This is a genomic window from Nocardia sp. NBC_01009, assembly GCF_045208035.1.
Lineage (GTDB): Bacteria > Actinomycetota > Actinomycetes > Mycobacteriales > Mycobacteriaceae > Nocardia.
Window position 1 is genome coordinate 256,794 of record NZ_CP108695.1, and the last position, 20,481, is coordinate 277,274.

Annotated in this window: 19 protein-coding genes; 10 read left to right on the top strand and 9 right to left on the bottom strand. The window is 66.7% G+C overall.

Annotation, left to right across the window (positions count from 1 at the left end):
* Window positions 1-78 precede the first annotated feature (78 nt).
* Window positions 79-822 (bottom strand): GntR family transcriptional regulator, encoded by a 744-nt coding sequence (locus OHA42_RS01075; protein ID WP_406233763.1) that lies wholly within the window; start codon window positions 820-822, stop codon window positions 79-81.
* Between the two features lie 208 nt (window positions 823-1,030).
* Between OHA42_RS01075 and OHA42_RS01080 the strand changes: the two genes are divergently transcribed.
* The 6 genes from OHA42_RS01080 (at window position 1,031) to OHA42_RS01105 (ending at window position 5,344) form a co-directional block, all read left to right on the top strand.
* On the top strand, window positions 1,031-1,420 hold the full coding sequence (locus tag OHA42_RS01080; protein ID WP_406233765.1) for a hypothetical protein: 390 nt from the start codon (window positions 1,031-1,033) through the stop codon (window positions 1,418-1,420).
* Window positions 1,417-2,109, top strand: a complete 693-nt coding sequence (locus tag OHA42_RS01085) for a hypothetical protein (RefSeq protein ID WP_406233767.1) — start codon at window positions 1,417-1,419, stop codon at window positions 2,107-2,109. Before OHA42_RS01080 ends, OHA42_RS01085 begins: the two co-directional genes overlap by 4 nt.
* A complete protein-coding gene (locus OHA42_RS01090) occupies window positions 2,106-2,834 on the top strand; it encodes an ESX secretion-associated protein EspG (RefSeq protein WP_406233769.1) in 729 nt (242 codons plus the stop codon). The genes OHA42_RS01085 and OHA42_RS01090 overlap by 4 nt, the downstream gene beginning before the upstream one ends.
* 137 nt (window positions 2,835-2,971) lie before the next feature.
* Window positions 2,972-3,817 carry a polyphosphate kinase 2 family protein gene (locus OHA42_RS01095; RefSeq protein WP_406233770.1) on the top strand — a complete coding sequence of 282 codons (846 nt, stop codon included), beginning with the start codon at window positions 2,972-2,974 and terminating at the stop codon, window positions 3,815-3,817.
* Between the two features lie 184 nt (window positions 3,818-4,001).
* Window positions 4,002-4,778: a DsbA family protein gene (locus tag OHA42_RS01100; RefSeq protein ID WP_406233772.1), complete on the top strand. Its 777-nt coding sequence runs from the start codon at window positions 4,002-4,004 to the stop codon at window positions 4,776-4,778.
* Window positions 4,775-5,344, top strand: a complete 570-nt coding sequence (locus OHA42_RS01105) for a vitamin K epoxide reductase family protein (RefSeq protein ID WP_328406682.1) — start codon at window positions 4,775-4,777, stop codon at window positions 5,342-5,344. The genes OHA42_RS01100 and OHA42_RS01105 overlap by 4 nt, the downstream gene beginning before the upstream one ends.
* A 76-nt stretch (window positions 5,345-5,420) precedes the next feature.
* Here OHA42_RS01105 and OHA42_RS01110 read toward each other — a convergent pair whose 3' ends face one another.
* Window positions 5,421-6,545 (bottom strand): S1C family serine protease, encoded by a 1,125-nt coding sequence (locus OHA42_RS01110; protein ID WP_406233775.1) that lies wholly within the window; start codon window positions 6,543-6,545, stop codon window positions 5,421-5,423.
* A gap of 147 nt (window positions 6,546-6,692) precedes the next feature.
* On the opposite strand from OHA42_RS01110, the gene OHA42_RS01115 reads away from it, so the two are divergent.
* The 4 genes from OHA42_RS01115 to OHA42_RS01130 all read left to right on the top strand — a co-directional run bounded on the left by OHA42_RS01115 (window position 6,693) and on the right by OHA42_RS01130 (window position 10,906).
* Window positions 6,693-7,745, top strand: a complete 1,053-nt coding sequence (locus tag OHA42_RS01115) for an NAD(P)-dependent alcohol dehydrogenase (RefSeq protein WP_406233777.1) — start codon at window positions 6,693-6,695, stop codon at window positions 7,743-7,745.
* A gap of 186 nt (window positions 7,746-7,931) precedes the next feature.
* Window positions 7,932-9,170 (top strand): AI-2E family transporter, encoded by a 1,239-nt coding sequence (locus tag OHA42_RS01120; protein ID WP_406233779.1) that lies wholly within the window; start codon window positions 7,932-7,934, stop codon window positions 9,168-9,170.
* Between the two features lie 263 nt (window positions 9,171-9,433).
* On the top strand, window positions 9,434-9,982 hold the full coding sequence (locus OHA42_RS01125; protein WP_406233781.1) for a TetR/AcrR family transcriptional regulator: 549 nt from the start codon (window positions 9,434-9,436) through the stop codon (window positions 9,980-9,982).
* Between the two features lie 192 nt (window positions 9,983-10,174).
* The gene (locus tag OHA42_RS01130) at window positions 10,175-10,906 is read left to right on the top strand and encodes a ZIP family metal transporter (RefSeq protein ID WP_406233782.1); all 732 of its coding nucleotides are present in this window, start codon (window positions 10,175-10,177) and stop codon (window positions 10,904-10,906) included.
* A gap of 303 nt (window positions 10,907-11,209) precedes the next feature.
* Here the strand turns inward: OHA42_RS01130 and OHA42_RS01135 are convergent, their stop codons facing one another.
* The 7 genes from OHA42_RS01135 to aceA form a co-directional block, all read right to left on the bottom strand.
* On the bottom strand, window positions 11,210-12,970 hold the full coding sequence (locus OHA42_RS01135) for a DEAD/DEAH box helicase (protein ID WP_406233783.1): 1,761 nt from the start codon (window positions 12,968-12,970) through the stop codon (window positions 11,210-11,212).
* A gap of 430 nt (window positions 12,971-13,400) precedes the next feature.
* Complete coding sequence (locus OHA42_RS01140) at window positions 13,401-13,760, bottom strand: LLM class flavin-dependent oxidoreductase (protein ID WP_406233785.1); 360 nt, start codon at window positions 13,758-13,760, stop codon at window positions 13,401-13,403.
* A gap of 214 nt (window positions 13,761-13,974) precedes the next feature.
* Window positions 13,975-14,547, bottom strand: coding sequence for a TetR/AcrR family transcriptional regulator (locus OHA42_RS01145; RefSeq protein ID WP_406233787.1), 573 nt, complete (start codon window positions 14,545-14,547; stop codon window positions 13,975-13,977).
* Window positions 14,547-14,972, bottom strand: coding sequence for a VOC family protein (locus OHA42_RS01150; RefSeq protein ID WP_406233788.1), 426 nt, complete (start codon window positions 14,970-14,972; stop codon window positions 14,547-14,549). The genes OHA42_RS01145 and OHA42_RS01150 overlap by 1 nt, the downstream gene beginning before the upstream one ends.
* A 171-nt stretch (window positions 14,973-15,143) precedes the next feature.
* Window positions 15,144-17,447, bottom strand: coding sequence for a 5-methyltetrahydropteroyltriglutamate--homocysteine S-methyltransferase (gene metE, locus OHA42_RS01155; protein ID WP_406233789.1), 2,304 nt, complete (start codon window positions 17,445-17,447; stop codon window positions 15,144-15,146).
* A gap of 319 nt (window positions 17,448-17,766) precedes the next feature.
* Window positions 17,767-18,636, bottom strand: a complete 870-nt coding sequence (locus OHA42_RS01160) for a 3-hydroxybutyryl-CoA dehydrogenase (protein ID WP_406233790.1) — start codon at window positions 18,634-18,636, stop codon at window positions 17,767-17,769.
* A gap of 416 nt (window positions 18,637-19,052) precedes the next feature.
* Window positions 19,053-20,336: an isocitrate lyase gene (aceA, locus tag OHA42_RS01165; protein ID WP_328406698.1), complete on the bottom strand. Its 1,284-nt coding sequence runs from the start codon at window positions 20,334-20,336 to the stop codon at window positions 19,053-19,055.
* Window positions 20,337-20,481: the final 145 nt, after the last annotated feature.

Genomic DNA, 20,481 nt, shown 5'->3' on the forward strand with positions numbered 1-20,481 from the left:
TCCCACCCATTGGCCTATGCCACTCCCGATAAGTGGACTATGCCAGTTATGTTGGTCGGCTGTCAATGCAGAAACCGGCTACGAGCGGGTGGAATACTCCTGCTGGAACTCCCAGCGGTCGGACGGGTAGACGACCTCGTCGAATTGCAGGACGGCGTCATCGGCCTCGTGTAGCGCCAACCGGTAGACGAGCACCGCGGCCGGACGGGGCAGGTCGAAGTGGCGACGTTCGTCGGCCGTGGCAAGACGCGCGCTCACTCGATCGCGGGCGTAGGACACGCGATGGTCGGTGACGGACTCGAGATACCCGACGGTGCCACCCGGCAGCCGCTCGGCGTCGAGCAGCCGCGGTGCGATCTCGGCGAGCGCAGCCGAAAACCAGGATGTCGCGAGCTCGGCCACACCGGAATCGTTGGACACCAACCGCTTCCGAACGAGTACCGAGCCGCCGACCGCCACTGCGAGGCCTTCGCGTACCCACACCGGCCCATCGACCATCCCGGCTTCCAACACGGTCACCGACGCGGTCTCGGAGTACGCCCAACCGTATTGCCGTGCCCGATCGCCCCGCTCCCGCGCTGCTGGCAGCGCACTGCGATCGACCACATACGTGCCGGATCCGCGCCGCGACTCGACAATCCCCCGCTGCCGCAACTCATTCAACGCCCGCGCCGCCGTGGGACGCGCGACATGCCAGCTCGCCGCGAGCTCCCGCTCGGACGGCACTTCGGCACCGGGAGCCAGTTCGCCGCGCTCGATCTGATTGCGGATATACCCCGAGATCTGGAGATATTTCGGGAGTACTTCTTCGATTTCGGGCACCGGACGCCTTCCCCTTCGAAACCTCCCTAGACCACTGGCCAGTGTAGCCGGGCAGGCGTGCCACACATCACACCGTGCTCCGCAGCCGACCGCAGGCAAGGAGCTCACCCCGTGACTTACCGCCCGGTAGAGTACGAAACCAGTACGTGCGGTGGGTGTGGACCGACACGTGCGGTGGGTGTGGACCGAACAGAAGGGGGCGACCCAGATGGCGGTACCTGATACCGGGCAGCGGATGGCCAGGCAACTCTATGCGGCAGCCACCGGTGGCGGCGGCGAGCCGTTCGTGCTCGCCGAAGACGTCGCCGAGAACCTCGCCGTGGCCTGCGACAAACTCGTCGATGACCTGCAAAAGGCCATGGGCACAGGGCATCTCGTCACCGATGTCGCTGGCTTCCCGAATCTGCCGACAGGGCATGGCCTTACGCGCGGTTTCGACGACAAGGGCAGGCAATACCTGGACACGGTGACCGCCCTCCAGGAAACAGCTCTGCTGTACAAGGCCGCATACCTGGCGGCAGGCAAGAAGTTCGAGGACGCCGACGCCGCGAACAAGGCGGCCCTCGCTCTGGTCACCGAATACCTGGAGCCACGGTGACCGCGCCGCGGGATGCGGCAAGAGCAGCCGCCGCCGACATCCGCACCCGCCAGCAGCTGTTGACGAACGATGCCGCAACAGCAAGCGCCGGAACAGATCCCGCATTCGCCCCCGAACGAGAGCGGTTCGGTGCCTACACCCATCGCGAGATCTGGGACCTCGTGCACGAGACCCTGGATCCGGCCGCACTCGGCGAGGTCGCGGCCGGATGGGAGTCCAACGCCGTCGCGCTCGCCGAGGCATTCCAGATCTTCTCCGACACCGCCAACCGCGAATTCGCACGCTGGTCCGGCCGATCGGCCGATGCTGCATTGCAGGCCACCCGCGCATTCGTGCAGGTCGGCACCGAAGCACACGAGGTGTGCCGGACGGTGCAGCGCCTGATGGAGCTGAATTGCGAAGCTGCGCAGACCATTCGGGCTGCCATACCACCGCCGAAGGAGTACCGTCCGCTGGAGGACCCGGCCGCGGAGGCCGTGCACGGGGGTCAGCGCAGAATGGAACACGACATCGCGGCTGCCACGACCCAGGCCGACGTCCAGGGCACGATGACCTACGTCTACACCCCGACCATGCCCGCCTCCGGCGACCGTGTCCCCCGCTTCACGCTCCCGCCCGAGGTGCCCGCGGGCTCGGCTGAGGGCACCCCTGCCCGACCCACCTCAGTCGGCGGGGGCGCCGCGCAGTGAAATGGATTCTCACTCCGGACGAATTCACCCACGTCTGGGAAAATGAAACAAGCCTGGACCGGCGGCCCTACCCCGTCAACATGATGCCCGCGGCCACCACCCGCACCGAAACCGAATACGCCGCACTGCGATTGCCGCAGCGCTTCGCCCGCCAAGCCGACCCGGACCTCGCCGCCGCGCTCATGATGTGCGCCCGCACCGACGCGACAACCATCACCGTCTCCGGCGAGCGCACCGTCGCGCCGCGCAACGGCGGTTCCAGCGACACCGACCCGATCCTCGCCTTCGCCGCTGTGGTGCACAATCACGCAGGCATCCTGGTCGCCACTACCGACAAGGTGATCGTGCAGATGTGCCACGCCCGCACCCTGGGCCAGCGCCTGGTCCAGATCATCGGCCCGGCGCAAGCGGGCAGGCTCGGCCCGATGCGGGAGCCACAGGACGCGGTGTTGAGTCCGGATCGCAGCGAACCCTTCGTCACCAACGGCCACCGCGGCGCCGCACGTTTCCGCCAAACGCTCCGAAAACCGGTCGATGGCCGCGGCTTCATCACCGTGACCGTGGAGCCCGACCATCCCATGTCCCCGCCGACCCGCCATCGCAGCTGGCTCGACTTCACCAGTGACGGCCGCTACCTGCTCGCCTCCTCCGACGACCTGGTGCTCACCCCGGTCTCCGACGAGGATTTCGCCGACCAGATCCTGCGTCTCGCGCAGATCCGCTGACAGTCGTAGCGACTGCTTGTAGCTTGCTCGAAGCAACACCGCAGTGGCTTGCAAGTCGCTGGTATCAATACGTCCCGATCCGACACGAGCTGAGCCGACGACCCGTCGTCGGGAGCTCGCCGTGGTTAGCTGGACCGATGGCGAAGCACTGGTCTCTTCCGCCCACCAACGCCCTGCGGGCCGATGGCCTACGGATCGCTGATCTGGACACCTCCGGCACGCCCGGATTCAAGGGTGACAAGAAGACGGCCGCCGCATTGCAGGCCGAACGCGCCGACGTCCTGTCGGGCCTGCAGGAAAAGCTGTATGCCAACGGCCGTTCCGGCGACTCCCGCAATGTCTTGCTGGTTCTGCAGGGCATGGACACCGCGGGCAAGGGCGGCATCGTCCGGCACGTCATCGGCTCGGTGGACCCGCAGGGTGTCGATCACGCCTCGTTCGGGGTACCGACCGAGGAGGAGAAGCAGCACCATTACCTGTGGCGCATCCGCAAGGCGCTGCCGCGCGGCGGCCAACTCGGCGTGTTCGACCGTTCGCATTACGAGGACGTGCTCGTGGTGCGGGTGCACAACCTGGTGCCGCCGGAGGTATGGGAACCGCGCTACGACGAGATCAACGCCTTCGAACAGGAGCTGGTCGACCAGGGCACCACGCTGGTGAAGGTAGCCATGTTCGTGTCGCTGGACGAGCAGAAGCAACGGCTCATGGAACGCCTCGAGCGACCGGACAAATACTGGAAGTTCAACCCCGCCGATATCGACGAGCGCGCCTACTGGCCCGCCTACCAAGAGGCCTACCAGGTGATGCTGGATCGGACCTCGACCGAGTTCGCACCGTGGCACGTGATTCCCGCCGACCGCAAATGGTTCTCCCGCCTCGCGGTCACCGAGCTGCTCATCGATGCACTCGACCAGCTGAAACTGGACTGGCCGACCGCGAAGTTCGAAGTCGAGGAGCAGAAGCGCCGCCTCGAACAGGCCTGACCGCTTCGCCGTAGGCGACTGCCAACATATCGCTCGAAACGGCCCGCCTGCGGCGAAATTTCGGAATCTCTCAGGTTCACCCAGGATGATGTGGGCCGTGCCAGACCACGCCTGGTAGAGCTTCGGAACTACCATCGTGGCGGCAGGAAACCGGCAGGCTAGCGAAAGGCGTGGTGAACGCACGGTGAGCAACAACCCTGGTGGCAAGAAGAATCCGTTGGCGGCGGCGGAGCGCGCCGACCGCAACCGCAAGATCTTCATTCAGGTCGGCGTTGCAGTCGTGCTGATCGGTCTCGTCGCGGCCATCGGCATCGGCATCGCGGTGAAAAACAATCGCAAGAACGCGCCCGGCGCCACTCCGGCCATCGCGACCTCGGGCCAGAGTTCCGGCGCGGTTCAAGGCTCCATCACCGACAACGGCGCGATCCGCATCGGCAAGCCGGACGCCAAGGTCACCGTCCGCGTCGTTGCCGACCTGCAGTGCCCGGCGTGCAAGGGCTTCGAGGCTGCCAACTCCAAGGTGCTCGAGGATGCCGTCGACAAAGGCACGGCTGTGGTCGAATACAACGTGATCGCCTTCTTGGACAAGGCATCCACCACCCAGTACTCCTCGCGTGCGGCGAACGCGTCGTACTGCGTCGCCGAGTCCGATTCGTCGAAGTACCTGCCCTGGCTGGCCGCCATGTTCGCCCAGCAGCCCGCCGAGGGCGGCACCGGACTGCCCGACGACAAGCTGATCCAGATCGCCAAGGACGCCGGCTACACCGATCCGGCCGTTGCCCAGTGCATCACCGATCGCAAGTACGACAAGTACATCCAGGACAAGACCAAGGACGTGCTCAACAGCGGGATCAAGTCCACCCCGTCGGTGTTCGTCAACGGTAAGCAGATCGACTCCAGCCAGGAGATCTTCGGACCGGGCGGACTCGCACCCGCGATAGCCGCCGCCGCGGGTCAGTGAACGACGCAGCAGCGGCGCGGTCCGCGTGGGTGCTGCTGATCGGCGGGCTCGCTGGTTGGATCGCCTCGGTCACGCTGACCGTCGAGCGCTTCAAGCTGTTCACCGATCCCGATTACAAGCCCTCCTGCAGCATCAACCCCATCCTGTCCTGTGGGTCGGTGATGGCGACCGATCAGGCTGCCGCGTTCGGGTTCCCGAACCCGATCATCGGCATCGTCGGCTTCTCCGTGGTGGTGACTCTCGGTGTCCTCGCGGTCGCCGGGGTGCGGTTTCCGCGCTGGATCTGGGGCGGGCTGTGGCTCGGCACCGTGCTCGGCGTCGCCTTCATCGGCTGGCTGATCTTCCAGAGCCTGTACCGGATCAATGCGCTGTGCCCGTACTGCATGGTGGTGTGGGCGATCATCACACCGCTGCTCGCGGTGGTCACCGACCAACTGTGGGGGCGTTCGCGCGGACCGCTCGGCATCATCGCGGAGTGGCGCTGGACGTTTGTGGCGGTGTTCTACGCGGTGGTGCTGCTGCTTGTTTTCCTGCGTTTCCAGGACTACTGGCTGTCGCTGGCCTGAATTCGATAGTCCGGCAAGTCGATTCGACGGCCGACGGTGCCCGGCGCCGTCGGCTGTCGTCGTTCTCGGGCACTGTTCAGTTCGGCGGCCCGACCGTCAGCACCACGGGGACCGTGCGCTGGAGGTGGCCCGAACCGGTGACGGCCAGTCCCACGGTGTCGTTCGGTCGGCGCAGGTTCAGTGCCGCACGCAGGGACTGGGCCGTGGTGACGGTGTGCCCGTCGATCGCGGTGATCACCTCACCCGACACGATGCCTGCGGCGTAGGCGGGCATTCCGTAGATAGCGACGTCAACGCGAGCGCCCGTGCCGGCGGGCTCTGCGTTCGAGATGAGAATGCCGAGGGTAGCGGTCGGCCCGATGTGCACGGTGTCGGTCGGCGTACCGGATCGGATCTGCTGCACCACCCGCATCGCGGTATCGATCGGTACCGCATAGCCGTTCGCGGTGCTCCCGATGTCACGCGCCGGCTCACCCGACGCCGCGGTGATCACGCCGACCACGGCGCCCTTCCGATCCGCCAGCGCGCCGCCGGACTGCCCCGAACTGACCGCACCTGCGACCTCGAGCATGTTGGACAACGGCTTGCGTGACAGGTCGGCGGAGTTGAGCGCGACGATCGTGCTGTTCAGATTGGTGATACTTCCGGCGATCGCGGTCGGGGTGCCGCCCATGCCGCCCGCATTGCCGATCGCCAGCACCTGGTCGCGCATTCGCAGGTCCGACGAAGTGCCGATAGTCGCGATCACCAGGTCGGCTGCGTTGCCGAGTTCCAGCAGCGCGATGTCGGCGCCCGAGTCGTAACCGAGCACTGTCGCGTCGTACTCCAGCCCGTTGCCGACATCGGTCACCGTGACGCTTTCCGCGCCCTTCACCACATGATGGCTGGTCAGCACCTGCCCGTCAGGTGTGAGCACAATTCCCGACCCGGCCGCGCCGAGTCCGAAGGCGTGGCTGGAGGTGCTGATGTTCACCAGCGCCGGTTGAACGACGTGCGCGACCGCCACCGGGTCGAGCGGCGGTACCGGCGCCGATAGAGCGGGCGACGAGGTGTCCGGTTCGCCGGTCGGCCAACCCGGCAGTTCGCCATGGAACCCCAGGAAAGCGGCAACCGCAAGCATCGCGGCGACGAACAGCGCGAGCGCGCGCCCACCGCCTGCCGCCCGATTCCGCTCGGGCACGCGATGCCATTCGTCGTCCATCGTCTCCCGCCTCGGCTAGACCTGATGAATTCCATTGTGGCTGGAGATCATCATCCCGCCGGGCAGATTCCACGAACACCCCCGCGCTCCGGGCAGGTCCGGCGAGAAGTTTGGCAAACATGCTCATGCAGCGGTAGGCATGTAAGCATGAGCACCGCTGCCGCTTACGCCATGCCCACGCCCGATGGCGCCTTCGAGAAGGTCACCATCGAGCGCCGCGAACTGGGGCCGCGCGATGTATTGATCGACGTCAAGTACGCCGGTATCTGTCACTCCGACATCCACACCGCGCGCGACGAGTGGGGCAGCGCCAAGTACCCCTGCGTGCCGGGCCACGAGATCGCGGGCATTGTCGCCGCAGTCGGCTCGGCGGTGACCAAGCATCAGGTCGGGGATCGGGTCGGCGTCGGATGCATGGTGGACTCCTGCGGCGTCTGTGGCCCCTGCCTCGCCGATGAGGAGCAGTACTGCGAAGCCGGCGCCACCATGACCTACAACACGCCGGTCGACCCGGCCGTCCAGCCGGGCGGCTACACGATGGGCGGCTACTCGACACAGGTCGTGGTGACCGAGCATTTCGTGCTCGCCATCCCCGAGGGCATCGGACTCGATGTGGCCGCACCGCTGCTGTGCGCGGGCATCACGTTGTTCTCCCCGCTGCGGCATTGGGAGGCGGGACCGGGAAAGAAGGTCGCGATTATCGGCATGGGCGGCCTCGGACACGTCGGGGTGAAGATCGCGGCCGCGATGGGCGCGGAGGTCACGGTGCTCAGCCACTCGCTCGGTAAGCAGGACGATGGCAAGCGGTTCGGCGCCCACCACTACTACGCGACCAACGACAAGCAGACCTTCCGCGAGCTGCGCAACCGCTTCGATCTCATCCTCAACACCGTCTCGGCCGACTTGCCGATCGACAACTACCTGCGCCTGCTCGGGGTGAACGGAACCTTGGTGCAGCTCGGCGTGCCCGAGAATCCGATGAGCGTCAAGACTTTCAGCCTCTCCGCCTACCGGCGCTCGCTGTCGGGCTCGATGATCGGCGGCATCGCGCAGACCCAGGAAATGCTGAACTTCTGCGCGGCGCACGGCATCGGCGCGGAAATCGAGCTGATCTCGGCCGACGAGATCGATGGCGCCTACGACCGGGTCGTCGCGAGCGACGTGCGCTACCGGTTCGTCATAGACGCCGCAACGATCTAGCAGTCCCGGCCCATCGATCTGGTCGACGGCCCCCGGCAGTTCTTCGGATTACCGGCGGAACAACGGATCTAGGATGCACACGGGTCACTCACCGGTGCACCCAGCAGCCGAGGCCGCTCGACAGCGGACCCTCGAAGGTGGCCTCGGCGCACCCCGATTGCCTGCTGAAAGAGGCGGAGGAGCGTTGTGCCTGCGGATGAAGACAGCTCGCCGATCGACAAGGCTGCCAGCAGCGATGCTCCGGCGAACACCGACGACACGGTGGTCATCGACGATGTGACGGTGGGGCCACCACCCTGGCTGTTGCGTGCGTTCCTGCTCGCCGCGGCGACGGTGGCCGGTCTGGTCGGCGGCTTCTGGCTGTTGACCCGGCTACAAGGGCTGCTGACGGTGCTGTTGATTTCGCTGTTCCTCGCCTTCGCGATCGAACCCGCGGTGAACTGGCTCGCGGCCCGTGGCTTGCGCCGTGGACCAGCGACCGGACTGGTGTTCCTCGCCTTGACCGTGCTCACCGTCGCCTTCGTGTGGACGCTCGGTGCGCTGCTCGTCGAGCAGGTCACCACGCTGGTCAAGAACGCGCCCCAATACGCCGACCAGGCGGTCGACTGGATCAACCGCACCTTCAAAACCGACTTGTCCGGCACCGACATCGGGAAGATCGCCAAGGATCGCAGCGCCACCATCGAGGGCTACCTCGACGGCTTGGCGGGCAATGTCTGGGGTATCGGCACCACCGCGGTCGGCGTGCTCTTCCAAGCCCTCGGCGTGCTGTTGTTCACCTACTACTTCGCCGCCGACGGTCCGCGCTTCCGCCACGCCGTCTGCTCACTGCTGCCCCCGCACCGCCAGCGACATGTGTTGCGCGCCTGGGATATCGCCGTCGAGAAGACCGGCGGCTACATCTTTTCGCGCGGGCTGCTCGCACTCTGCTCGACCATTGCGCACTACGCGGCACTGCGCGTGCTCGACGTGCCGTCGGCCTTCGCGCTCGCGCTCTGGGTCGGCGTTGTCTCGCAGTTCATTCCGACGGTCGGCACCTACCTCGCCGGTGCGCTGCCGGTGGTCGTCGGGCTGGTGCACAGCCCGAGCACGGCGCTGTGGATCCTGGGCTTCATCATCGTGTACCAGCAGTTCGAAAACTATGTGCTGCAACCGAGAATCACCGCGACCACCCTGGACATGCATCCCGCCGTCGCCTTCGGAGCGGTGCTTGCGGGAGCGGCGGTACTCGGGGCAACCGGTGCGCTGCTTGCCATTCCGGTGACAGCCACTGTCCAAGCCTTCGCCGGCGCGTATGTCCGTCGATACGAGGTCGAGTCCGATATCCACGACGACCTGCCGGTGCCACCCAAGAAGGATCGCCCGAAGTGGACCAGGCAGTTGGCCATTCGGCTCACCGGGAGCCGACGAGCGCTGACGGACTGATCGCGGACCGCGTGGCCCGACTACGTGCGCCGACTCGACGGGATGCGCGTTCTCCGCAACGGCAGGGGAAGTCGCCGCACCGGAGGCGTAATCGAGCACCGTGCTCGCGGGCAGTTCGGGCACGAAGTCAGGTCGGACTGCGTGGCCACCGTCGTAGATCGGGGCGGTCGCGCTCGACCATACAGATGTCGAACATCCATCACTGACGTTAGTTTGAAACATATGTCACAAACGGATGTATGCCCCACTGCTATGGTTCGGAGGTGGGAACCCGAGAAGATCTGCTGGCCGCGGCCAAACAATGCCTGGCCGAACGCGGCTACGCGCGCACCACCGTGCGCGACATCGTGGCCGCCTCCGGCACCAATCTGGCGGCCATCAACTACCACTTCGGCACCCGCGACAAGCTCCTGAATCAGGCGATGATGGAGTCCAGCGCCACCGCGGTCCAGCAGATCCTCGCGTCATTGCCCGACACCGACGCCGACAACCCCGCGGCCCGCCTGCACACCTTTCTGCAGCAGCTGATCACCTCGTTCACCGAAAACCGCGCCCTCTGGTCGGCGAACGTCGAAAGCCTGGCCCAGGCCCTGCACTCCCCCGAGATCCGCGCCGAACTCGGCAACGCCCAAGCCCTGGCCCGCACCGAACTCAGCGAGTTGTTCGCCCCCACCGGCAAGGACTCCCACCTGGGCGCGGTCCTGCAAACCATGATCGGCGGCCTCCTCGTCCAATGGCTGGTCGACCCCGACCACGCCCCCACCGCCGCCGACATCACCACCGGCCTCCGCACCCTGGCCACGCTGGCCTGACCGACGCTCGGGACATGAATGCGGTTATCGCGTGGTCCCTCCGTCATATCCCGCTCGCCGTGGGCCGATTGGCTGCCGGCAAGCCTCTTCGCCGCGCCCGCGCGCACCTCATTGCCCGAGCGCCGAGCACGGGGGCCAACTCGCCGGGCAGATATGTCAGTGCGGCGGGGGGCGGTGACACATGCTGGATCGATGGCGATCCTGCTGGCGTTGGCGTCTATGTGTTCGACGCTGGTCGGGGGGCTGGTGGCGGTGCGGATCGGGGACCGGAGACATTTGGTGCTCGGGGTGGCGGCGGGGGTGATGCTCGGGGTGGTTTTCTTCGATCTGCTGCCGGAGGCGTTAGCGGAGTCCGCGCACATTGTGCTCGGGGTGCCCGACGCGCTGATCGCCACGGTGTTCGGGTTTCTCACCATCCATGTCATCGAGCGGGCGGTTGCCGTTCACACCGGTCACGAACACGAATTCGGTACGCACAAGCACGGGTTCGAGTCAGTGGGGCTGCTTGCGGCGGCCGGGTTGATCTTTCACAGCACGCTCGACGGTCTCGGGATCGGACTCGGTTTCCAGGCCGGAGCGACCGTCGGCACCGCCGTCGCCATCGCGGTGATCAGTCACGACTTCGCCGACGGTTTCAATACCTTCACCATCACCACCCTCTACGGCAGTGCCCGCAAACGAGCACTCACCCTGCTCGCCCTGGACGCCATCGCCCCCGTAGTCGGCGCGATAATCGGCACCCTCATCCGCGTGCCCGCCGAAGCAGTCGGCCTCTATCTCGGCTACTTCGCGGGCTTTCTGCTCTACCTCGCCACCGCCGACATCCTCCCCGAAGCCCACGCGCAACACCCCTCCCGGCTGACCCTCGCCTGCACCGTGGGAGGCGCCGCATTCATGCTGGCGGTCTCAGCGTTGAGCCACTGACGCTGCGGGGCCTGCGACTCCCGTAAACATGGCGACAACCGGCGTAGCGGGTCCGTCGCGGGGCAGCAGCCGAACAGCCCCCTCACGGAATGGTTCGAGGGCCATTCGGTTGCGCCAGAACAAAAATCGTCAAGACCCGCAGACCGCGACGGACAACCGCCGGATCTGGACCGGACACCAGCCGGGCGCATTCATCTCGGATCGATAGCCGAACGGCCCCTACGAGCGAGGGCTCGAGGGGCCGTTCGGTTGCGCCAGAAGGCGATTCGTCGAGATGTCGGCCGCGATGGACCTATCGGGTGATCAGTGTCGGCCTGCGCGGGGCGGGGCCGCCTGGTCGCGGGAGGCCGAGCGAACGTGCGAGGTGCCCGCGCGGGCGGGGCGACCCTGGGACCGGCCTGCGGCATCGGTGCCACGGGCAACGGCAACGCCTGCGCCACGGGGGTTCCGGCTGCGCTGCCCACCGGTCGCGGCACCGTGGTCGGTGCGGCCACGCGACTGACCGTCGAAGCCGCCGCCACGTGTGTCACCGTTGCGCGACGAACCGGCAGGACGCTCGGAGCGGCCACTCGAACGACCATCGAAGCCGGTGCCACGACCATCGCTGTTACGCGACGAACCGGCACCACGCTCGGACCGGCCGCCGAAGCCGGTGCCGCGATCGAACGAGTCGTTCGCGCCACGCCCGTTGCGGCTCCGCGACGACCCACCGGCCACCGCGTCCCGACGAGACTGTCCGCCTGCCCCTTGACCACCACGGGTACGGGCACCACCGGTTGCGGCGCCGCGTCCGTCGCTGCTCGGGCGGCTGTTCCGGTTACGGGCCTGTCCACCGGTGTGGGTGGAGGCGGTCGGGTTGTAGGTCGGTGCGACGAGGGGGGCGATCTCGCCGACCAGGTCGGTCACCGGCGCCGAGTCCGCGGTCACGTGCTGCGGGCTCACCTGGATGCCTGCCTTGCGCAGCAGTCCGGCGACGTCCCTGCGCTGCTCCGGCAGCACAACGGTGACCACGTCACCGGCGCTGCCCGCGCGGGCGGTCCGCCCGGAGCGGTGCAGGTATGCCTTGTGCTCGGCGGGCGGGTCGACGTGCACGACCAGCTCGACATCATCGACGTGCACGCCGCGCGCGGCGATATCGGTGGCGACGAGCACGCGCGCCGAGCCATCGGTAAACGCGGCCAGGTTGCGATCACGGGCGACCTGGGAGAGGTTGCCGTGCAGATCGGTCGCCGGGATGCCCGCGGTGGTCAGCTGCTTGGCGAGCTTGCGCGCCTGATGCTTGGTGCGCATGAACAGGATTCGGCGGCCGCCGCCGGAGGCCAGGGTGCGCACGAGCGCGTTCTTGGCGTCGACGCCGCCGACCTCGAAGACGTGGTGGGTCATCGCGGCCACCGGCGAGTTGGCCTCGTCGACGGAGTGCGACGCGGGATTGCGCATGAATCGTTTGACCAGCTTGTCCACGCCGTTGTCCAGCGTGGCGGAGAACAGCAGGCGCTGGCCGGTCGACTGGGTGGCCGCGAGGATCCGGGTCACCGCAGGCAGGAAGCCGAGGTCGGCCATGTGATCGGCCTCGTCGAGCACGGTGACCTGCACCTCGTTGAGGTGCACCACGCGCTGACGCATCAGATCTTCCAGCCGGCCCGGGCAGGCCACGACGATATCGACGCCGGCGGCGAGCGCGCGGCTCTGCCGCACCTGGGAGACACCGCCGATGATCGTCGTCACTGTCAACCCGCAGGCCACGGCCATGGGCTCGAGCGTCGCGGTGATCTGGGTGGCCAGTTCACGCGTCGGGGCGAGGATCAGGCCGGTGGGCCGACCCGGCTTACGCACACCGCCCGCGAGCCGGTCGACCATCGGGATGGAAAAGGCCAGCGTCTTGCCACTACCGGTCTTGCCGCGGCCGAGCACGTCACGACCAGCGAGCGAATCGGGCAGGGTGGCGGCCTGGATCGGGAACGGTGCGGTGATGCCGTTCGCCGCGAGGGCGTCGACCAGCTTCTTGCGCACGCCGAGCGCGGCAAAGGAGGTCACAGGGGCAGAGCTCGAGGAACGAGTCGTCATAAGAAGTACGGGTGCCTTTCCGGCATCGGGGGTTGTACCGCAGCGGCACGCAGGATGGTGTGTCCATACCTGCGTTCGGTGTTATGACACCCAGCTGCGGGGCCGACGCGAAAGAAAGACATCCACGACGGACATAGGGCGATTGTGCAAGATCAACAATCGCCGACTAGCAACCATAGCGCAGTTCCGCGCCTTCTGCGGCAGGGGCGTCGTAGGTCACTATCGGAAAGCCGACGCCGGGCACCGACAACCCACTTTCCGACACCACGCCCCCGCACGACACCTGCACCACTGCCTGCGATTTCACCATTGCGCACCCGTCGGCCACTCCGTGAAGGTGACTTTCGTCATCGAACGCCACGCAACATTGCCGCGATTGTCCGTACCGCGGGTCAGCACCCCCGGTGGCGTGGCGCTCTCGGCCCGCGAGTCAGGGGGCGTCCCGCTGTACGTCGGTCGCGGGTTGCGTAGTGTTCCGGCCGCAACCGACACCCGCGCCCGAGTCTCGTATCAGCGCCCCTTCAGCTGTGGCATAACCTCCTGGGCGACCCGCAAGGCCGATCCGTGATGTCGCCCCCGCGATCGCCGACAACATGACCAGCGGATCGGGCGTGACGCCCAACTCCCCGGCCGGCACATGACTGCTCGCGATCACATGGTCGAACCCCAATTGCTCTGCGGTGCGGGCAGTTTCCACCACGCCGTCCAGCTCGACCTCCGCATCCGTCCACAACCGGTGCGGCGCGATACCGAGCCGCAACCCGCCGCTCGTTTCCACGGACTCGTCCACGTGCATCCTGTCGGCCCCGCTTCCTGTCGCGTGTGCGCCTCACCCGGTCAACAACGCTCGACGCCCGATCCATCCGACCCGATCTCGCCCGGCCCGCCTTCGCCATCCACCACCGCCATCCAGGTGTGAGCCCGACGAGTGGCACATGGCTGCGGGCACGGCCGAGAGACCGACATCATGGCGCGCCACTCGCCCTCGATGACGCGCACCCGAATCAAGCTGCGGGGGTGACGATCCGGAGGACGGCGGCGACGGATTGGTCGGCGAGGGTGTCGGTCAAGGGCAGGTGACCGAATAGGGCGCGATAGTAGATGGGGGCAGCGATGGCGTCGAGGACGAAGTCCATATCAAGGTTCTGGTCGATCTCGCCGCGGCGAATTGCCGACGCGAGCGCGGTTGCGGTGGTGTGCCTGCGCGGATCGAAGACGGTGGCCAGGAAGTGATCGCGCAGAGCCTGATCGTTGGCAAGGTCGGCGACCAGGGCCGGGAGGACCTGATGCAACGAGGTATCCCGTAGTGCGGCAACGAGATTGCGCATCGCGATGGTCAGATCGGCGCGGAGGTCGCCGGTGTCGGGGGTCGGCTGGAGACCGAGCAGGTCGGCGACTACGTCGACAACCAGGTGCCGCTTCGATGGCCAGCGGCGGTAGATCGCCGGTCGATGGATGCCGGCCCTGGTGGCGATCTGGCCGATGGACAGGTCTGCGTAGCCGGTTTCGTCGAGCAGTTCCCGAGCCGCCGCCAGCACTACCGCATCGATCCGGTCTTCGCGCGCCCTGCCCGCCATCAGAACACCGGTCGCGGCATCAGCACGACCCGCCAGCCATCCGGATCCGGAAAGGTCAGTCCGCCGTGCTCGGCCCAGTACGGGTTCTCCGCAGCCACCGGTTCCACGCCGAAATCACCGAGCCGCTGCGCCACGTCGTACATCTGCGATTCGCCCGAGAAGTACAGCACCAGCAGGTTTTCCGCACTGGGCGCATCGCCGGGGCTGCCGTCCGCGTGCGTGGTGAACTCCAAGTGGTACCCGGCCCCTGGCAGCCCGAGCATCACTCCGTCGTAGCCGGCGTGGTTCTCGAATCGGTACAGCTCCCGCAGCCCCAGCCCTTCGACATAGAACCGGACTACCGCTGCCAAACGATCGGTGGGTCGGGCAATCCGAACTTGCGCCACCGGCAACGACTCGGGCCAGGCCTCGGGCGTATCCGTCATATTTCAACGATACGGTACGTACTGTACTGATTTCAAGAGACCATTTTCGCCGATTCACCGGTCGGCAGATGCACCGACCCGGGCGGCCCGCGGCCGAACACTCCGACGGCCGCCGGAAAGCAAAGGCCGCCCCCACATCACTCGGACATGAAGGGCGGCCTCAACTTGTGCCTATTCGGCCGACATCGCCCGCCGACGAACCCGGCGCGCGGCCGCGACCATATTGCGCAGCGACGGCTCGAGCTGCCAGTAGTGTCGCGTCTTCAAACCACCGTCCGGGTTCGCCCATAGTCGTTCCGGCGTAACCGCTTCGGCTGCGGCCGTGAGCAATTCGTCGATCTCATCGATATCCGGGATACGCGCCGAACGGCTCTCGTAGACACCGGGTCCCACACCGTGACTCAGGCCGTGGCCGGAGGCGCAGTCGTCCTTGAGCGCCTTGAGCACCCATTCGATGGAGCGGGTCGCGACCAGCGCGGTGACGTCGGCATCGAGCTGGTCGATCGCCTCGACCACCTCGGCGCGACCGGAATAGTTGATGTGCGTGTGGATCTGGGTTTCCGGCCGCACACCGGAGGTGGCGAGGCGGAATGCGCCGACAGCCCAGCGCAGGTACTCGGCACGACCGACGGGGCGCGCCGGCAACATTTCGCGAATGGCGGGCTCGTCGACCTGAATGATCGAGATACCCGCGCGCTCCAGGTCGACGACCTCGTCGCGGATCGCCAGCGCCACCTGGTCTGCGGTTTCGAACAGCGGCTGGTCCTGGCGGACGAACGAGCGCGCGATCATGGTGACCGGACCGGTGACCATGCCCTTGACCGGCTTGTCGGTCAGCGACTGGGCGTAGGTGATCCATTCGACCGACATCGGGGCCGGACGCGACACATCGCCGTAGATGATCGGCGGTCGGACACAGCGGGATCCGTACACCTGCACCCAGCCGAAGCGGGTGGTCGCGAAGCCGTCGAGCAGCTCGGCGAAGTACTGGATCATGTCGTTGCGCTCGTGCTCGCCGTGCACGAGCACGTCGAGGCCGATGTCCTCCTGCAGACGGATCGTGGCCTCGATCTCGGCCTCGATCTTCTTGCGGTACTCCGCGTAGGACAACCTGCCCTCGCCGAGATCGTGGCGGGCCTGCCGGATCCGGGTGGCCTGCGGGAAGGAACCCAGCGTGGTCGCGGGCACGGGCGGCAGATTCAGCTTGCGCTGCTGGGCTTCTCGGCGCACCTCGTAGGGCGCACGCTCACGCATACCCGGCGTGACCGCGTAAACCCGTTGCCGCACTGCGTGCTTCTGCTTGAAGTGCACCTCGGTCGGCCGCTTGCGCCACTTCTCCGACGGCCCCTCGGTGAGCGCCTTCGCGAGCGAAACCACCTCGCCCACCTTCTGTTTCGCGAAGGCGAGGCGATCGGCGACATTGCCCTCGATGTCGTATTCGGCGAGCACATCGTAGGGCACGTGCAGCAGCGTCGCACCGGTGGAGACGACCAGGTCGGGGCAGACCTTCGCCAGCTCGTTGAGGTAGGACAGTGTGACGAACCGGTCCGCGCGCCACACATTCAGGCCGCTGATCACGCCCGCGTACAAACGCTTACGACGAATGCCGGGAACCTTCGCGAGTTCCTCGGGGTCGACCCGGAAACTCGCCAGGTCCAGGCCGATGGCCTCGACATTGGTGCCTGCCAGGATGGTCAGCGCTTCACCGAAGTCGCCGTACTGACCGGTGACCAGCATGCGCGGCCGCAGCGGCGCCTTCGAAAGTCGTTGGTAGGCCTTGTCGAACGCGGCGAGCTCGGCGGGGCTGCGCTCACCGGTGAAACAGGGCTCGTCCAGCTGCACGCAGGTGGCGCCGCGCTTGGCGAGAATCTCGAACAGCTGCTCGTACACCGGCAGCAGCTTGTCGAGCAGGCTGAGGGTGTCGAATTCCGCCTCACCCGGCACGTGCCCGGCCTTGGACAGCAGCAGCAGCGACAGCGGGCCGAGCACCACAGGGCGCAGCTCGATATCGCGTTCCTTGGCCCTATCGAATTCGTCGAGCAACGCCTCGGGATGCAGTGAGAACTCGGTGGATTCATCGAGTTCGGGCTGCCGGTAGTGGTAGGCGGTGCCGAAGAACCGCACCAGCTCCAGTGGCGGCAGGTCGGGACGACCGCGTGCCATCAGGAAATAGAAGTCAAGCGGGTCCAGTTCATCCTGGAGCGGCTTGAACCTGGTCGGCACCGCGCCGAAGAGCAGCGCATTGTCGAGCACATGGTCATAGAAGGAGAAGGTGTTGCCGGGAACCTGGGTGAGCCCGGTGGCGGCCAGCTCGTTGAACTGCCGTTCCTGGATGTCGCGCCCGACTGCGAGCAGCTCGTCGCGGGATGCCCCGCCGCGCCAATAGGCCTCCAGGGCCCGCTTCAGTTCCCGGTGCGGTCCGATCCTCGGGTACCCGAGGATGCTCGACCCGTAACCATCGGTGACGTTGACCATGCGCGGGATGCTCCCTTTCGATCACCTGCGCGGCGCCTACCTGAAACGGTGGACGCCCCGCAACGCTGCGCTCTCGATGTGTGACCGAGAAACCACTCGGCCCTTCTTGCAGCTTATGCCGATAACCCCATCCACCCGGCCGTACCTGAGGCCGGATGATATTCAGCCGACCCACCCACCACGGAGCGAGTCTTACGAGCGACCGTTCGCGGCCGGCTCGCGTCCGAGTGGCCGAAGCGAGGCGACGAAGTCGCAAGTCTCGGCCGCTCGGACGCGAGCCTTGGGGGCCGCGAACACGCAGCGCCGCAGGCGCTGCAAATCAAGCACGGTACTGGTAGAAACCTGCGCCGGTCTTCTTGCCGAGCAGGCCCGCCTCGACCATGCGCATCAGCAGCGGCGGGGCCGAGTACAGCGGCTCCTTGAACTCTGCGTACATGGAGTCGGCAATCGACTTGACGGTGTCGAGGCCGACGAGATCGGTCAGCGCCAGCGGGCCCATCGGGTGGGCACAGCCGAGCACCATCGCCTTGTCGACGTCTTCCTTGGTGGCGAAGCCGGACTCCACCATGCGGATCGAGGACAGCAGGTACGGCACCAGCAGCGCGTTCACCACGAAGCCGGAGCGGTCGGCCGAGCGGACGACCTGCTTGCCGAGCACATCGCCCGCGAAAGCCTCGGCGCGCTTGGACACCGACTCGCTCGTCTTGAGCGTGGTGACCAGCTCGACGAGCGGCAGCACCGGAACCGGGTTGAAGAAGTGCATGCCGACCACGCGCTCGGGGTTCGCCGTGGCGACCGCGATCTTCATGATCGGGATGGAGGAGGTGTTGGAGGCCAGCACCGCATCGGGATCGGTGACAACCTTGTCGAGCTCGCTGAAGATCGAGGTCTTCACCTTCTCGTCCTCGAGCACCGCCTCGACCACCAGCTGGCGGTCGGCGAAGTCGCCGAGGTCGGAGGTGAACCGCAGCCGCCAGGCGGCCTGCTCGCGCTCCCGCTCGGTGATCTTGCCGCTGCTGACGCCACGGTCGAGCGACCGCAGGATGCGGGAACGGCCTGCGGCGGCTAGTTCCCGAGTCTGTTCGAAGACGAGCACGTCGATATGCGCGCGAGCGCACACCTCCGCGATTCCGGCACCCATCTGTCCGGCGCCGATAATGCCGACGCGTTGAATCTTCTCGCTGCTCACGTCCCGCTCCTGCTGGTTTGTCTGGCAATCGGGTGGCTGGTGGCGAAGGAGCGACGCGGTCGCGGCGAGCCTTCGATGGTCCAAGGTATAGGGATATGCCCTCCCCGCCGAGGGCTGTTCGGCGGGGAGGGCGGTACACCCCTACTGGAGTAGAGGGCTAAAGGTATTCACGTCGGGAAACCTCATTTCCCATACAAAACACAGGCTGGCAACGCGAACTGCTTACGCAACCACGCACGGGGCGAGTCTTACGAGCCCCGTTCGCGGCCGGCTCGCTTCCGAGTACTCGAAGCTTGGAGCGCCGGGGCGGACGAAGGTCCGACCCTCGCGCATGCGCCGAAGGCGCGAGTCTCGAGTGCTCGGAAGCGAGCCTTGGGGGCCGCGAACACGCGGTGCCGCAGGCGCCGCCAAACAACTCAGTGGAACTGACCCTCTTCGGTGGAGCCCTTCAGGGCGGCCGTCGAGGTGTTCGGGTCCACGGTGGTGGCGATCAGGTCGAAGTAGCCTGCGCCGACCTCACGCTGATGCTTGGTGGCGGTGTAGCCGCGCTCCTCGGCGGCGAACTCGCGCTCCTGCAGGTCGACGTAGGCGGTCATGCCCTCGCGGGCGTAGCCGTAGGCCAGGTCGAACATGCCGTAGTTGAGCGAGTGGAAGCCGGCCAGGGTGATGAACTGGAACTTGAAGCCCATCGCGCCGAGCTCCTTCTGGAACTTCGCGATGGTCGCGTCGTCCAGGTGCGCCTTCCAGTTGAAGGACGGGGAGCAGTTGTAGGCGAGCAGCTGGTCCGGGAATTCGCTGCGGACGGCCTCGGCGAACTGCTTGGCCAGCTCGAGATCGGGCTTGCCGGTCTCCATCCAGATCAGGTCCGCGTAGGGGGCGTAGGCCTTGGCGCGGGCGATGCAGGGCTCGATGCCGTTCTTCACACCAAAGAAGCCCTCTGCGGTGCGGGTGCCGTCGAGGAACGGCTTGTCGCGGTCGTCCACGTCGGTGGTGATCAGGGTGGCGGCTTCGGCGTCGGTGCGGGCGATGATCACCGAAGGCACGTCGGCGACGTCGGACGCGAGGCGAGCCGAGGTCAGGGTGCGGATGTGCTGCTGGGTCGGGATGAGCACCTTGCCACCGAGGTGGCCGCACTTCTTCTCCGAGGCGAGCTGGTCTTCCCAGTGCACGCCCGCGGCGCCGGCCTGGATCATGGCCTTCTGCAGCTCGTAGGCGTTCAGGGCGCCACCGAAGCCGGCCTCGGCGTCGGCGACGATCGGGGCGAGCCAGTTCTTGACCGAGGTGTCACCCTCGACCTTGGCGATCTCGTCGGCGCGCAGCAGCGCGTTGTTGATACGACGCACGACGGCCGGGACCGAGTTGGCCGGGTAGAGGCTCTGGTCGGGGTAGGTGTGGCCGGAGAGGTTCGCGTCACCGGCGACCTGCCAACCGGACAGGTAGATGGCCTGCAGGCCGGCGCGCACCTGCTGCACGGCCATGTTGCCGGTCAGGGCGCCGAGGGAGTTGATGTAGTCCTCGTTGTTGACGAGATCCCAGAGGATCTCCGAGCCGCGGCGCGCGAGGGTGGCTTCCTCGACGACGGTGCCCTGGAGCTTCGACACCTGCTCTGCGGTGTAGTTACGGGTGATGCCCTTCCAGCGGGGGTTGGTGTCCCAATCCTGCTGGATTTCCGCGGCTGTCTTCGGGGTGCCGGTGGTCATCTCTGACTCCACTTCCTCGTTTGGTCGGGGTATGCCCCACGGTCGAGTCTGACTCGAACTGCTGGAGCGGCAATTTGCAGGCTTGCTAGGCCCATGGGGTGTACTTCCACACGATGGCACACCAGAAAATAGCCGTCTACCTGTT

Coding starts and splice junctions, on each gene's coding strand:
- OHA42_RS01135 (WP_406233783.1), bottom strand. CDS start 12,970: ATGACGACTCGTTCCTCGAGCTCTGCCCCTGTGACCTCCTTTGCCGCG.
- OHA42_RS01095 (WP_406233770.1), top strand. CDS start 2,972: ATGGCGAAGCACTGGTCTCTTCCGCCCACCAACGCCCTGCGGGCCGAT.
- OHA42_RS01115 (WP_406233777.1), top strand. CDS start 6,693: ATGAGCACCGCTGCCGCTTACGCCATGCCCACGCCCGATGGCGCCTTC.
- OHA42_RS01150 (WP_406233788.1), bottom strand. CDS start 14,972: ATGACGGATACGCCCGAGGCCTGGCCCGAGTCGTTGCCGGTGGCGCAA.
- OHA42_RS01145 (WP_406233787.1), bottom strand. CDS start 14,547: ATGGCGGGCAGGGCGCGCGAAGACCGGATCGATGCGGTAGTGCTGGCG.
- OHA42_RS01110 (WP_406233775.1), bottom strand. CDS start 6,545: ATGGACGACGAATGGCATCGCGTGCCCGAGCGGAATCGGGCGGCAGGC.
- OHA42_RS01130 (WP_406233782.1), top strand. CDS start 10,175: ATGGCGATCCTGCTGGCGTTGGCGTCTATGTGTTCGACGCTGGTCGGG.
- OHA42_RS01080 (WP_406233765.1), top strand. CDS start 1,031: ATGGCGGTACCTGATACCGGGCAGCGGATGGCCAGGCAACTCTATGCG.
- metE (WP_406233789.1), bottom strand. CDS start 17,447: ATGGTCAACGTCACCGATGGTTACGGGTCGAGCATCCTCGGGTACCCG.
- aceA (WP_328406698.1), bottom strand. CDS start 20,336: ATGACCACCGGCACCCCGAAGACAGCCGCGGAAATCCAGCAGGATTGG.